Below are 13,678 nucleotides of genomic sequence, written 5' to 3'. Positions count from 1 at the left end.
GGGGCCTCCTAGTTCAGGTACTGGCAGGTGGAGCGCGGCGTGTAGAGACCGTGCCCGGCCCGGCCGGTGTAGGTGCGGCGGTCGATGACGACCTCGCCGCGCGAGAGGACCGTCTCCACCCGGCCCGTGACGGTCTTCCCCTCGTACGCCGAGTAGTCGACGCTCATGTGGTGCGTCTCGGCGGAGATGACCTGCTCGGCGTGCGGGTCGTAGATCACGATGTCGGCATCGGCGCCGGGGGCGATCGTGCCCTTCTTCGGATAGAGGCCGAACATCCGCGCCGGGGTCGCGCAGGCAATCTCGATCCAGCGGCGCCGGCTGATGTGCCCATCAACAACAGCCTGATGCAGAAGGTCCATACGGTTCTCCACGCCCGGAAGCCCATTGGGGATCTTGGAGAAGTCACCGCGGCCCAGCTCCTTCTGCCCGTTGAAGCAGAACGGGCAGTGGTCGGTGGAGACGACCTGGAGGTCGTTGGTGCGCAGCCCCCGCCAGAGCGCCGCCTGGTGCTCGCGCGGCCTCAACGGCGTACTGCACACGTACTTGGCGCCCTCGAAACCCGGCTCGGCGAGGTTGTCGGTGGACAGGAACAGGTACTGCGGGCAGGTCTCGCCGAACACCGGCAGGCCCTTGTCGCGAGCGGCGGCGAGCTCGGCGACCGCCTCCTCCGCCGACACGTGCACGACGTAGAGCGGGGCGCCCGCGACGCGCGCGAGCTGGATCGCGCGGTGCGTGGCCTCCGCCTCCAGCAGGACCTTGCGCACCTCGCCGTGGAAGCGGGGATCGGTCTCACCACGGGCGAGGGCCTGCTCGACCAGAACGTCGATGGCGATGCCGTTCTCGGCGTGCATCATGATCAGGCCCCCGTTGACCGAGGCCCGCTGCATGGCACGCAGGATCCGCCCGTCATCCGAATAAAATACCCCCGGATACGCCATAAACAATTTAAACGAGCTCACGCCTTCCTCGACAAGAAGGTCCATCTCCTTGAGAGAATTCTCGTCGACGTCGGAGAGGATCATATGGAAGGCATAGTCGATGGCGCATTTACCGTCGGCTTTGGCATGCCAGGCGTCCAACCCCTCACGCAGGCTGTGGCCGATGGTCTGGACAGCGAAGTCGACGATGGTCGTCGTCCCGCCCCACGCCGCCGCCTGGGTCCCCGTCTCGAACGAGTCCGACGCAAACGTTCCACCGAAGGGCAATTCCATATGCGTGTGCGCATCGACACCGCCCGGAATCACGTACTTCTGTGATGCGTCGATGACACGCTCGGCGGTCCACTGCTGGCTGCCCGGCGTGGCCATGGCCACCACCCTGCTGTTCTCGACCAGCACGTCCGCGTGCAGTTCTTCGGCGGCAGTGATCACAAGACCGCCGGAAATGAGAGTCCGAGTCATGCGTGAGAAGTCCCTTCACATCGCATCCGAGGAGAACAGAGGCGCCGACCACCGCTTTCACATCCGCGGCAACCTGGCCAGTCGTGGAACTGCCGCCCGGCGCGGCTGGACAGCTCAGCCGTCCACCCGCGCCCTCACCCCCCGGCACGCCGGGCGCCCCGCGCCCTCGACCGTGCCGAACGGCCCTCCTCCCCCAGCGCACCGCCCGTCACCCGTGAACATCTCTGGTCACGCGCGCCAACGAAACCCTTGAACGAGCTCACGCCTTCCTCGATCAACAGGTCCATCTCCTTGAGCGACGCGTCGTTCACGTCGGAGACGATCATGTGGAAGGCGTAGTCGATCGCGCACTTGCCGTCGGCCTTGGCGTGCCAGGCGTCCAGTCCCTCGCGCAGCGCGTGGCCCGCCGTCTGGACGGCGAAGTCCACGATGGTGGTGGTGCCGCCCCAGGCGGCGGCGCGCGTGCCGCTCTCGAAGTCGTCGGCGGAGAAGGTGCCGCCGAAGGGGAAGTCGAGGTGGGTGTGGGCGTCGACGCCGCCCGGGATGACGTACTTGCCGGTCGCGTCGATCACGCGCTCGGCGGACGCCGTCCAGGAGGCGGCGGTGTCCGTGCCGTGGGCGGCGAGGGCGGCGACGCGGCCGTCCTCGATCAGGATGTCGGCGTGGGTCTCGTCGGAGGCGGTGATGACGAGGCCGTTGCGGATGAGGGTGCGGGTGGTGCTCATGGTGCGGCCCCCTTCGGCGGCTGGTTCGGCTCAGACGGAGCGCAGGGCCTGTTCGAGGCGGGCGGCGCCCTCCTCGGCCTCGGCGACGGTGAGGGAGAGGGGCGGGGCGACGCGGAGCGCGGTGGTGTGGTGGCCGCCGCCCTTGCCGATGAGCAGCCCGCCCTCGCGGGCCGCCTCCAGGACGGCGGCGGCCGCCTCGGGGTGGGGCTCGTCCGTACCCGGCTTCACCAGCTCGATGCCGATCATCAGGCCGCGGCCGCGTACTTCCCGTACGCACGCGACGCCGGCGCCGATGGCGCGCAGCCGCTCGATGAGCAGGCCGCCGACGCGCCGGGCGTTGCCCTGGAGGTCGTGTTCCAGAAGGTAGGAGAGGTTGGCGAGGCCGGCCGCCATGGTGATGGGCGAGCCGCCGAAGGTCGAGATGGAGTTGGCGGACAGGCAGTTCATGACCTCGGCGCGGGCGACGACACCGCCGATGGACATGCCGTTGCCGATGCCCTTGGCGAAGGTGAGGATGTCGGGCGGGCCGCTCGCGGCGTGCGCCTGCCAGCCCCAGAAGTGCTCCCCGGTGCGGCCCCAGCCGGTCTGCACCTCGTCGGTGATCCAGAGGGCACCGTGCCGGGCGAGCACCTCGCGGAAGGCGGCGTACAGCCCGTCGGGCGGGGAGGTGAAGCCGCCGACGCCCTGGATGGGTTCGGCGATCAGCGCGGCGACGTCGCCGGTGTGCCCGAGCAGGTCCTCCAGGTCGGCGACGCACGCCTCGATGAACCGCGCGTCCGTGAGGTGGGCGTACGGGCCGCGGCTGCGGACGGCGCCGTGCACGTACAGCGTCTGGAGCGGGGAGAGGGTCGTCGGGGTCCAGGCGCGGTTGCCGGTGATGGAGACGGTGGAGAAGGAGCGGCCGTGGTAGCTGTTGCGCATCGCCAGGATCTGGTTGGTGCGACGGTACGCGGTGGCCAGGAGCAGCGCCGTGTCGTTCGCCTCCGTACCGGAGGTGGTGAAGAAGACGCGGGCGTCGGGGATGCCGGAGAGGTGGGCGACGCGCTCGGCGAGCTCCACCATGGGGCGGTTGAGGTAGAGGGTGGAGGAGTGGAGGATCCGGCCGGCCTGCTCGGTGACGGCCTTGGTGACCTCGGGGAGGGCGTGGGCGGTCATGGTGGTGAGGATGCCGCCGAAGAAGTCGAGGTAGCGCTTGCCGCTCGCGTCCCAGACGTACCGGCCCTCGCCGTGGGTGATCTCGATCGGCTCGGCGTAGTAGAGCGCGAGCCAGTCGGGGAGGACGGCCCTGTGGCGGGCGTGGAGATCGTGGCCGTTGCCCGTCGTGTTCATGGCTTCACCAGCCCGTCGTAGGCGTCGGGGCGGCGGTCGCGGTAGAACGCCCAGGTCTGGCGTACGTCGTCGATGAGGCGGAAGTCCAGGTCGCGGACGACCAGTTCCTCCTCCTTGTCGGAGGCGACGTCGCCGACGAACCGGCCGCGCGGGTCGACGAAGTAGCTGGTGCCGTAGAAGTCGTTGTCGCCGTACTCCTCCTGGCCGACGCGGTTGATGGCGGCGACGTAGTAGAGGTTGGCGACGGCGGCCGCGGGCTGCTCCAGCTGCCAGAGGTGGGAGGAGAGACCGCGGTGGGTGGCGGACGGGTTGTAGACCAACTGTGCGCCGTTGAGGCCGAGTTGGCGCCAGCCCTCCGGGAAGTGGCGGTCGTAGCAGATGTAGACGCCGACCCGGCCGACGGCCGTGTCGAAGACCGGCCAGCCGAGGTTGCCGGGGCGGAAGTAGTACTTCTCCCAGAAGCCCTTGACCTGGGGGATGTGGTGCTTGCGGTACTTGCCGAGGTACGAGCCGTCGGCGTCGATGACGGCGGCGGTGTTGTAGTAGAAGCCGGGGCCCTCGATCTCGAAGACCGGGACGACGATCACCATGCCGGTCTCGCGGGCGAGGTCCCGCATCCGGCGGACGGTCGGCCCGTCGGGGACGGGCTCGGCCCAGCGGTAGTGCTCCGGCTCCTGCACCTGGCAGAAGTACGGGGCGTTGAACACTTCTTGGAAGCCGATGACCTTGGCGCCCTGCCGGGCAGCCTCGCGGGCGTGCGCCTCATGCTTGGCGATCATGGATTCGGTGTCGCCGGTCCAGGCCGCCTGGACGAGGGCGGCGCGCACGATGTGGGACATGAGCTGCTCCTTCGGCACGGCGTCGACGAGCCTCTGCGAGTCTCTACGCACGTAGACGCGGTGCGTAGACAGTGAACGTAAGCCTCGTCACATCGCGGAGCAAGACCGCCGCCGTGAACCGACGGAGTCGATCACGTTTCGCACCCGAGTGGTCGACACCCGGCGCTTCTCGGGCGTTTTCAGGTGCGCAGCTCATGGCGGTATCGCCGCCGCCGGGCCTGGCGGACGGCCGTAGCCCGCGCCGCACGCCGGGCCGCGTGCCGTACGCGCCCGGCCGCCCGGCCCCAATGCCGCCGGCCGCCGGCCGCTGCGGGTTTCCATCCACGCGCATCTCTTGACGCGACCCTCACGGGGTCCCAATACTGACCGCCACATCGATTGGCCAAATCGATTTGGCCCCCGTCCGGGCCGGACCACAGCCGAAGTCGGAGTGCGCCGAACGGAGCTCGCCCGTGTCCAGTCCCCGCCCCACGCCCCCCGTCCCCTCGCCACCGGAGGCCACCGCCCCCGCCACCGCCTCCACCCCCGGTCCCGCCCCCTCCCCCGCCGACGCCACCAAGACCCCCACCACGACCACGAAGGCGACCGCGACCGCCGTGCATCCGGTGGACGAGTCGCGGCCCCTCGGCCGCATCCTGCTCTTCGGGGTGCAGCACGTGCTCGTCATGGCCGCGACCCCCATCTCGGCCATCTTCCTGATGAGCGCCACGCTGCGGCTCGACGCCGCCCTCACCGTCAACCTGCTCTCGGCCGCCTTCGTGCTCTCCGGGATCGGGTCCCTGATCCAGTCGCTCGGCCCCTGGAAGTTCGGCCCCAAGCTTCCGTTCGTCATGCTGCCGGGCGGCGCGCCGCTCATCCTCTTCCTGGCCATCGCCGAGCAGCACGGCCTGCCCACCGCCACCGGTGCGGTGATCCTCACCGCCGCGTTCTACTTCGTCGTCCTGCCCGTCTTCTCGCGCCTGCTCGCGTTCTTCCCCGCCCTCGTCATCGGCACGATGATCGTGATCGTCGGCGTCAATCTGGTGAAGGTCGGCGCCGTGCTCGTCACCGGCCGCCCCGGTACCCCGGGCTTCGCCGACCCCGCCAACCTGCTCCTCGGCATGGCGACGATCGGCTTCACCGTCGCCTTCTACGCCCTCTTCAGCGGCGTCCTGCGCCAGCTCGCCGTCATGCTGGGCCTGATCGCCGGCACGGTCCTCGCCTTCGCCCTCGGCAGCGTCGACTTCAGCCGGGCCGCCGAGGGCGGACTGGTGAGCCTGCCCCAGGCGCTGCCCTTCGGCTCCCCCGAGTTCAACCTGATCGCGGCGCTCCCGCTGATGCTGTACAGCCTCGCCTCCATGGCGGAGGCCACCGGCCAGACGGTGATCAACGCGGAGGCGGTCGGCAAGGAGGTCGACAAGAGGGCCGACGTGCCCAAGACCATCCGCGGTGACGCGGCCACCTCCTTCATCGGCGGGTTCTTCGGCCTGCCGCTGATGGTGACGAGTGGCGAGAACATCGGCATCGTCCGCGTCACCGGCGTACGCAGCCGGTTCGTCACCGCCGCCGCGGGCGTGGTCCTCATCCTCATCGGCGTCCTGGCGCCGGTCACCCGCGCCATCAGCGTCATCCCGTCGGCCGTCGTCGGCGGCACGGCCATGGTGGTCTTCGCCGTGATCACCGTGCTGGGCGTGCAGATGCTCGGCCGGGCCGGTGAGCTGGACCGCCACACCAACACGTTCATCTGCGCCGTCGCCCTTGCGCTCGGACTGCTGCCCATCCTCATCCCCGGCGTGTACGGCGGCTTCCCGCCGAACGCCCGGATCCTCCTCGAGAGCGGCGTCGCCGTCGGCGCCACCGTCGCCGCCGTCCTCAACGTCCTGTTCCACCACGTCCGGCTGCCCCTCCCCCGTACTCGTACGCGTACCGAAAGCGACCGATGAGAGACCTGACCCCCGACCGTCTGAGTACCGACGACACCCGCGGACTGCTGCTCGCGCCCGACGCCGTCCTCACGCCCGACGGGCTGATGGACCACTACGCGGCCGTCGTCGAGGGCGACACCTTCCGCGCCGTCGGGCCCGTACAGCAGGTGGAGCGGACGCATCCGCACCTGCGGCCGGTCCGGCTGCCCGGGTACGTCCTGATGCCCGGGTTCGTCGACACCCACCACCACCTCACGCAGAGCTTCGGCGCGGCGCTCGCCTTCGGCGAACCGTCCGAGATCTTCCGGCGCGTGTGGGTGCCGCTCGAAGGGGCGCTGGACGAGGAGGCGGTGTACGTGGCGGCGAAGCTGGCCGCCCTCGAAGCGCTGCGCGGCGGCTTCACCACCGTCGCCGAGGCGGGCACCCGCGCGTCCGTGGACGTGGAGCTGGTCGCGGCGGCGGCCCGGGACGCCGGCATCCGCTGCGTCCTCGGGCTGGTCTGCAACGACCTCGACGGCGACACCGACACCACGCTGGCGGCGGCCGAGAAGCACCTGGCGCGGTACGGCACCGAGGAGCTGGTCCACCCGTCCCTGGCGATCTCCGTACCCGAGGCGGCGACGGAGCGCGCCCTGGCGCGTACCGCCCGGCTGGCCGCCGAGGCGGGGGCGGTCGTCCAGATCCACGTCAACGAGCACCTGGCGGCCGTGGAGCGCTCGCTCGTCCAGCACGGGCTGCGGCCGCTGGAGTACCTGCACGAAGTCGGCGCCCTGGGGCCGCAGTTGCTCGCCGCGCACGCCACCCTGCTGACGCCCCGCGAGGTCACGCTCCTCGCGGACAGCGGGGCGGCGGTCAGCTACAACCCGGTCGCCAGCGCCTGGAAGGGCAACGCCGTCGCCCCGGCGACGACGATGGCGGAGCGCGGCATACGCTTCGGGCTCGGCACGGACGGCACGCGCGGCGACGCGTTCCGGCTGGCGGAGGCGGCCGAGTTCGCGCAGCGCCTCACGTACGGGCTCGCCACCGGCGACTCGTCGTGCGGCGGCGGCTGGACGTGGCTGGACCGCGCCAACCGGGGCGGCGCGGACGCCGTCGGCCTCTCCGCCCGTACGGGCACGGTCACCGAGGGCGCCGCGGCCGACTTCCTGCTGGTCGACGTGGACACGCCCGAGCTGCGGCTGAGCTGGGACCTGCCGTGGGAGCTCGTACGGCGCGGCAACCGCGACCAGATCGACGCGGTGTTCGTGGCCGGGCGGCTGCGGCTGTGGCGCGGCCGCCCGGTGGACTGGGACGGCCCGGCGCTGGTGCGGCGGGCGGCCGAGCTGGCCCAGGAGGTGCTGCTCCGGGCGCCGGTGACCCGCGTCCACCCGACGGCCGCCGAGGGGTGGGCGGCCCGGCCGTGAGCACGGAGACACTGATCGTCCTCGCCGTCACGGTGGCCGTCGCGGCGTTCGTCCAGGGGGCCAGCGGCCTGGGCTTCGCGCTGATCGTCGCGCCGGTCGCCGGGCTGCTGGACCCGGGGCTGGTCCCCGTGTTCGTGCTGGCGTCGATGATCCCGCTCAACCTGTACGTGGCGTGGCGCGAGCGCGCCTCGCTCGACCTGCGCGGCGCGGGCTGGATCACGGCGGCCCGGCTCGCGGCCACGCCCGGCGGGCTGATGCTGCTGTGGGTGATCCCGGACCGGCGGCTCGGCCTGTTCGTCGGGGCGGCGACCGTGCTGGCGGCGGTGGTGAGCCTCGCCGCGCCCGCCTTCACGCCCGGCCGGGGCGCGTACGTCGGCGCGGGCCTGGTCACCGGCCTGACGGAGACCGCAACCGGGGTCGGCGGGCCGCCGCTCGCGCTGGTGTACCAGCACCGGCCGCCGGCGGAGCTGCGCGCCACGGTCGCCGTCTGCTTCCTCGTCGGGGAAGTGGCGTCGCTGGCGCTGCTGTTCGCGACGGGCGGCGGCGACGCCGGCCAGCTGGGCTGGGCGGTCGCGCTGCTGCCCGCGCTGGCCGCCGGGGCGTGGCTGAGCCGGCTGGTGCACCACCGGCTGGACGCCCGCCGGATGCGGCTGTTCGTGCTGGTCTTCGCGCTCGTCTCCGGCGCGGTGCTCATGCTGGGGGTGTGACGCCCGGCGTGCGCCGCAGGGACGACGCGCGAGGCACCACGCGCGGCTCCGGGGGCGTGGCGACGGGCGCCGTGGCCTCGCCGCGCAGCCGGCCGAGGAGCAGCTCGACGGCGTCGTCGGCGGCCCGGTCCAGGTGCAGGTCGACGGCGGTCAGCGGCGGTTCGCAGGTGCGGGCGCGCAGGCCGTCGTAGCGGGTGACGACCATGATGTCGTCGGGGACGCGGCGGCCGCCGTCCCGGATGGCCCGTACGGCTCCGACGGCGAAGACGTCCACCAGCGCGCAGACGGCGTCGACGTCGGGGTGCTCGGCGAGCAGGGCGGCGCAGGCGGCGTATCCCGCCTCCTCGCCGCCCTGCTCGGACGCGGTCGCCACGACCGGCGTCCAGCCGTGCTCGGCGGCGGCGCGTTCGTACGCGGCGCGGGCGTCCACGGTGGAGTGCCGCGCGCCCGCTCCGACGATGAGGGCCGGGTGGCGCGCGCCCTGCTCGCGCAGGTGGGCGAGGAGCAGGTCGACGACGAGCCCGGCGCGCAGGTCGACGTACGGCGCCTCGTCACCGGCCGCGACGGGCCGGCCGAGCGCCACGTACGGCAGGCCGCGCTCGCGCAGCTGCGCCACGGCCACGTCGTCCTGGTCGGGTTCGACGACGATGGCGCCGTCGATGTCGACGGAGTACAGCGGGGAGCCGGTCCGCACGGGCGGGACGAGGACGAGCGCGTAGCCGTGGACGAGCGCCCGCTCGGCGGCCGCTGCGGCGACCTCCATGTAGAACCCGAGGCGCGAGGGCCCACCCGCCACGGCGAACGGCATGGAGGAGGCGAGGGCGATCGCCTTGGCCTCGCCGCGGCGCAGCCGCTGGGCCCGCAGGTTCGGCCGGTAGCCCAGCTCCGCGGCGACCTTCTTGATGCGCTCCCGGGTCCGGGGATCGACCTTGCCCAGCCCGTTGAGGGCGTGCGAGACGGTCGTACGGGACACGGCGGCCGCCTTGGCGACGTCGGCGATCGTCGGCGGCCGCGAGACGGCCGGGCCGCCGACAGGGCCGGTGCCGGTGTCGGGACCGGTGCCGGGACCGGGAGCGGATCCGGAGGGGGGCATCTGGCTGGGGGCTCCTCGCTCGAGGTGGATGCTGCCCACATCTTCCCCGACCTCCTCCGCCACGGAAAGGCTCGCCCGGAGGCCGGCCCAAAGGCTCGCCCCCGGCCGGTGCACCGGCCGGGGGCGAGAGCGTGTCGCGTCAGCGCCTCATGGGCGACGCCTCACGGGCAGCTGGCGATGGTGCTGCGCGCGCGGTCCGGGGAGGCGTGCTCGACCTTGCACTTGTCGACGTCGAGGCCGCCGTCCACGACGCCCCAGCCGGGACCGGCGGACAGGACGCCGTCGTTCGTGCCGCGGATGGTGTCGACGCCGGGGCCGCCCTGGATGGTGCCGCCCGCCTCGGGGCCGACGGCCTTGGCCTCGATGAGGTCGTTCTCCGAGCCGCCGAGGACCCGGCCGCCGAAGTCGATGGTCCCGCTGGTGATGCGGTCCGTGCCGTCGTTGCCGAAGACCTGGCCGCCGCCGCGGGCGTAGTCGCCGGGGGCGCCGTGGACGCTGCCGACGGTGATGCGGTCGTTGCCCATATCGCCGTAGACGGTGGCGCCGTGGTCGGCGGTGCCGCGCACGGTGGCGACGATGATGGTGTCGTGGCCGCTGTTGCCGCGGATGGACGACGAGCCGTGGCGCGGCATCAGGTGGCTGGTCTGAATGGTGTCGTCGCCGTCGCCGCCGAGCACCTGGGAGTCGAGGATGAGGCCCTTGACCCGGATGTTGTCGTTGCCACCTCCGCCCCAGATGATGACGTTCTCGATGTCGTTCTCGCACTCGATCTTGTCGTCCCGGCTGGTGCCGTTGACGCGCTCGCCGGGCTCCACGGCCTTGCCGTTGACCGTGCACTGGTGGCTGGGGAGCGCGCTGTGCTGCGCGTCCTCGGCGTGGGCGGGGAAGGCCGTCAGGGACGTGGCGATGACGGAGGCGGCGAACGCGCCGCGCACGGCGACGCGGGACTTGCGGGAAGTTCTGGGCATTCCTGGATCTCCTGTGGCTGCTCGTGCCGACGAGCTCGTCCTTGCCCGGTCGGTCCGCCCGTCCCACGGTCATCCGATGGTCTGTCACCCATTCATACGATCAAGTGTGTTTATTTTCCCATTGGTCCGTCCGGGGGGAGCTGGCTCCGTGCGGCGAGGCGCCGCGGGTTGGGCCGGGAACACATCGCCCTGGCCTGAACGGACCTGACGGACCTATGGGAAAGCGAGCACCGGGATGACACAGACCACTACGGCGGAGACCCCGCCCGCGCGCTTCTGGGCGATCGACGACCTGCCCGGCCTGGAGTTCGACCCGCTGCTGGAGGAGTTGCTGCGCGAGGAGCCCGTGGCCCGTATCCGCCTGCCGTACGGCGAGGGCGAGGCGTGGCTCGTGACGCGGTACGAGGACGTCCGGCTGGTGACGTCGGACCCCCGCTTCAGCCGGCGGGCGCTGGTGGAGCGCACGGCGAAGGCGACCGGGATGACGGCGCACCAGATCGCCTCCAGCGCGGGCTTCAACTACGTCGACCCGCCGGACCACTCCCGGCTGCGCAAGGTCGTCGCCCGGGCGTTCACCGTGCAGGGCATGAAGCGGCTGCGCCCGTTGGCGCAGCAGACCGCGGACCGCCTGCTCGACGAGGTGGAGCGGCACGGTCCGCCCGCGGACCTCATGGCGATGCTCCACGGGCCGCTGCCGCTGTCGGTGGTCAGCGACCTGCTCGGCGTACCGGAGGAGGACCGGCCGCGGCTGGCCGGCTGGCCCGACCTGATCATGTCGACCGGGCCGGGCCCGGAGCGCAGCCGCCAGGTGAAGGCGGAGCTGACCTCGTACATCGTCGAACTGCTGGAGCGGCGCCGACGCGAGCCCCGGGAGGACCTGGCGACGGTGCTGGCGGACGCCCTGGACCGCGGGGAGCTCAACCAGGAGGAGGCCGTCTCCGTCACCACCGCGATCCAGGTCAGCGGCGCGCACGCGGTCCGCAACAACAGCGCCAACATGGTGTACGCGCTGCTCACGCACCCCGCGCACCTGGCCCGGCTGCGCGCCGAGCCGGAACTGCTGCCGCGGGCGGTGGACGAGCTGCTGCGGTTCATCCCGCACCGCAACGGCGTGGGCCTGCCGCGCGTGGCCACGGAGGACCTCGAGGTCGGCGGTGTGCTGATCCGCGCCGGCGAGGTGGTCTACGCCTCGTACCTCGCGGCCAACCGCGACCCGGAGGTCTTCGACGACCCCGACGCGCTCGACTTCGACCGCGGCGAGCTGGGCCACCTGGCGTTCGGCCACGGGCCGCACCACTGCATGGGCGCCCAGCTCACCCGGATGGAGTCGGAAGTGATGCTCTCCAGTCTGCTGAACCGGTTCCCCGGCCTCCGGCTCGCGGTGGAGCCGGAGGACATGGTGTGGCAGAGCAAGGGCCTGATCCGGGGGCCGCAGACGCTGCCCGTGGCGTGGTGAGCCTTACGACGCGGGCCTGACCACCATCGCCGAGCCGCCGCCGCGCCGGGTCTTCTCCGCGGCGGCGAGCCAGCGGCCGTCGGGCAGACGCTGGATGCCGGTGGCCGCGCCGATCTCCGGGTTCTCGCGGAAGCGGTGGCCGAGCGCCTCCAGTTCGGCGCGCACGGGGCTGCCGTAGAGGGCGGGTTCGAGCTCGGTCGTCGTCTGGTTGCGCTGGCTGGCGCGCGGCGCCGCGATCGCCTCGACCAGTGGCAGGTCACGGTCGACCACGCCCGTCAGGGTCTGCAGGACGGTCGTGATGATGGTGGCGCCACCCGGGGAGCCCAGGGCCAGGACCGGCCGGGCGTGGCCGTCGAGGACGACCGTCGGGGACATGGAGGAGCGCGGGCGCTTGCCGGGGCCGGGGAGGTTCGGGTCGTGGACCGCCGGGTTCGCCGGGGCGAAGGAGAAGTCCGTCAGCTCGTTGTTGAGCAGGAAGCCGCGCCCCGGCACGGTGATGCCGCTGCCGCCCGTGGACTCGAGGGTCAGGGTGTACGCGACGACGTTGCCCCACTTGTCGGACGCCGTCAGATGCGTGGTGTTCTCGCCCTCGTACGTCGTCGGGGCCGCGGTCCCGCCCGCCGCGCACGGCTCCGGGTCGGGGTCGCGCGGGTCGCCCGGCGCGAGCGGGCTGGTCAGTACGGCGTCGTCGCGGATGAGGCAGGCGCGCGCGTCGGCGAACCGCTGTGACAGCAGCCCGCGCACGGGGACGTCCTCGAACGCCGGGTCGCCGACCCAGCGCCCCCGGTCCGCGAACGCGACGCGGCTCGCCTCGATGAATCGGTGCAGGTACTGGGCCTTGGAGAGGGACGACAGGTCGGTGCGCTCCAGGATGTTGAGCGCCTCGCCGACGGTGGTGCCGCCCGACGAGGAGGGCGCCATCCCGTAGACGTCCAGGCCGCGGTAGGACATCTTCGTGGGCTTGCGCCACACCGTCTCGTACCGGGCGAGGTCACGCTCCGCCAGGTCCCCGGCCCGTACGGTCCGCTGGGCGCCCTCCCGAACCGGCGGGTCCTGCACGGTGCGGACGATGTCGCGGGCGAGGTCGCCCCGGTACAGCGCCCCGGTGCCGTGCCGGCCCAGCTTCTCGTACGTCCGCGCCAGATCGGGGTTCTTGAACGTCGAGCCGACCTCCGGCAGGCGGCCGCCCGGCAGGAAGAGCTCGGCGGAGGCGGGGAAGTCGCGGAACCGGGCCTCGTTGGCGGCGGTCTGCGCGCGGAAGGTGGCGTCGACGGTGAAGCCGTCGCGGGCCAGCCGCTCGGCGGGCTTCAGCAGGTCGCGCAGCGGCTTGGTGCCCCAGGCGTCGAGCGCGGTCTTCCAGGTGGCGGGCGTGCCGGGGGTGCCGACGCTCAGCCCGCTGGTCATGGCCTCGGCGAAGGGCAGGGGCGTGCCGTCCGCGCCGAGGAAGAGGGAGGCGTCGGCGGAGAGGGGCGCGGTCTCGCGTCCGTCGATGGTGCGCACCGTGCGGGTCTTGGCGTCGTAGTGGACGAAGTAGCCGCCCCCGCCGATGCCCGCCGAGTACGGCTCGGTGACGCCGAGCGCGGCGGCCGTGGCCACGGCGGCGTCCACGGCGTTGCCCCCGCGCCGCAGGACCTCGATGCCGGCGGCCGAGGCGTCGGGGTCGACGCTGGCGACGGCGCCGCCGTACCCCACCGCCACCGGTGACTTGGCGGGAGGGGTGATGGCGCTGCTCTGCGGCGGCGGCGCGGCCGCGCCCACCGTGAGGGCCGTCGCGGTGACCGCGACGAGCGAGAGGGTCCGTACCGTGGGGCGACGCATCCGTACCTCCAGTCAGACGACCGTCGAACGACCGTC

10 protein-coding genes and 1 pseudogene are annotated in these 13,678 nt (G+C 72.5%); 4 read left to right on the top strand and 7 right to left on the bottom strand.

The annotated features are described in order from the left end of the window. Nucleotides 1-8: 8 nt before the first annotated feature. The 4 genes and pseudogenes from hydA to ACIRNI_RS29155 all read right to left on the bottom strand — a co-directional run bounded on the left by hydA (nt 9) and on the right by ACIRNI_RS29155 (nt 4,293). Nucleotides 9-1,400, bottom strand: a complete 1,392-nt coding sequence (gene hydA, locus ACIRNI_RS29170; RefSeq protein WP_403555933.1) for a dihydropyrimidinase — start codon at nt 1,398-1,400, stop codon at nt 9-11. Between the two features lie 241 nt (nt 1,401-1,641). Further along, nucleotides 1,642-2,125, bottom strand: a pseudogene (locus ACIRNI_RS29165) (amidohydrolase family protein); the annotation flags it as partial. A 30-nt stretch (nt 2,126-2,155) separates the two neighbouring features. Further along, nucleotides 2,156-3,454 carry an aspartate aminotransferase family protein gene (locus ACIRNI_RS29160; RefSeq protein WP_403555931.1) on the bottom strand — a complete coding sequence of 433 codons (1,299 nt, stop codon included), beginning with the start codon at nt 3,452-3,454 and terminating at the stop codon, nt 2,156-2,158. Beyond that, a complete protein-coding gene (locus ACIRNI_RS29155; protein ID WP_403555929.1) occupies nt 3,451-4,293 on the bottom strand; it encodes a nitrilase-related carbon-nitrogen hydrolase in 843 nt (280 codons plus the stop codon). The genes ACIRNI_RS29160 and ACIRNI_RS29155 overlap by 4 nt, the downstream gene beginning before the upstream one ends. A gap of 596 nt (nt 4,294-4,889) precedes the next feature. Between ACIRNI_RS29155 and ACIRNI_RS29150 the strand changes: the two genes are divergently transcribed. From ACIRNI_RS29150 to ACIRNI_RS29140, 3 genes are read left to right on the top strand one after another with little or no spacing between them, the layout of a single operon-like run. Continuing rightward, nucleotides 4,890-6,215, top strand: a complete 1,326-nt coding sequence (locus ACIRNI_RS29150; protein ID WP_403555965.1) for a uracil-xanthine permease family protein — start codon at nt 4,890-4,892, stop codon at nt 6,213-6,215. Continuing rightward, the gene (locus tag ACIRNI_RS29145) at nt 6,212-7,600 is read left to right on the top strand and encodes an amidohydrolase family protein (protein ID WP_403555928.1); all 1,389 of its coding nucleotides are present in this window, start codon (nt 6,212-6,214) and stop codon (nt 7,598-7,600) included. Before ACIRNI_RS29150 ends, ACIRNI_RS29145 begins: the two co-directional genes overlap by 4 nt. Then, the gene (locus ACIRNI_RS29140; RefSeq protein WP_403555926.1) at nt 7,597-8,307 is read left to right on the top strand and encodes a sulfite exporter TauE/SafE family protein; all 711 of its coding nucleotides are present in this window, start codon (nt 7,597-7,599) and stop codon (nt 8,305-8,307) included. Before ACIRNI_RS29145 ends, ACIRNI_RS29140 begins: the two co-directional genes overlap by 4 nt. On the opposite strand, the gene ACIRNI_RS29135 is transcribed toward ACIRNI_RS29140, so the two are convergent. Together ACIRNI_RS29135 and ACIRNI_RS29130 are read right to left on the bottom strand one after the other, a co-directional pair. Then, on the bottom strand, nt 8,291-9,400 hold the full coding sequence (locus ACIRNI_RS29135; protein WP_403555924.1) for a LacI family DNA-binding transcriptional regulator: 1,110 nt from the start codon (nt 9,398-9,400) through the stop codon (nt 8,291-8,293). The genes ACIRNI_RS29140 and ACIRNI_RS29135 overlap by 17 nt on opposite strands. Nucleotides 9,401-9,561: 161 nt before the next feature. Beyond that, on the bottom strand, nt 9,562-10,368 hold the full coding sequence (locus tag ACIRNI_RS29130) for a hypothetical protein (protein ID WP_403555922.1): 807 nt from the start codon (nt 10,366-10,368) through the stop codon (nt 9,562-9,564). A 235-nt stretch (nt 10,369-10,603) separates the two neighbouring features. Between ACIRNI_RS29130 and ACIRNI_RS29125 the strand changes: the two genes are divergently transcribed. Further along, a complete protein-coding gene (locus tag ACIRNI_RS29125; RefSeq protein ID WP_403555920.1) occupies nt 10,604-11,824 on the top strand; it encodes a cytochrome P450 in 1,221 nt (406 codons plus the stop codon). A gap of 3 nt (nt 11,825-11,827) precedes the next feature. Here ACIRNI_RS29125 and ggt read toward each other — a convergent pair whose 3' ends face one another. Then, nucleotides 11,828-13,642, bottom strand: coding sequence for a gamma-glutamyltransferase (ggt, locus tag ACIRNI_RS29120; protein WP_403555918.1), 1,815 nt, complete (start codon nt 13,640-13,642; stop codon nt 11,828-11,830). Between the last annotated feature and the right edge of the window lie 36 nt (nt 13,643-13,678).

Origin of the sequence: Streptomyces sp. NPDC093546 (genome assembly GCF_044765045.1) — a bacterium.
GTDB lineage: Bacteria > Actinomycetota > Actinomycetes > Streptomycetales > Streptomycetaceae > Streptomyces.
The sequence above is the reverse complement of the archived record's forward strand: the minus strand, read 5'-3'. Positions and strand labels throughout refer to the sequence as shown.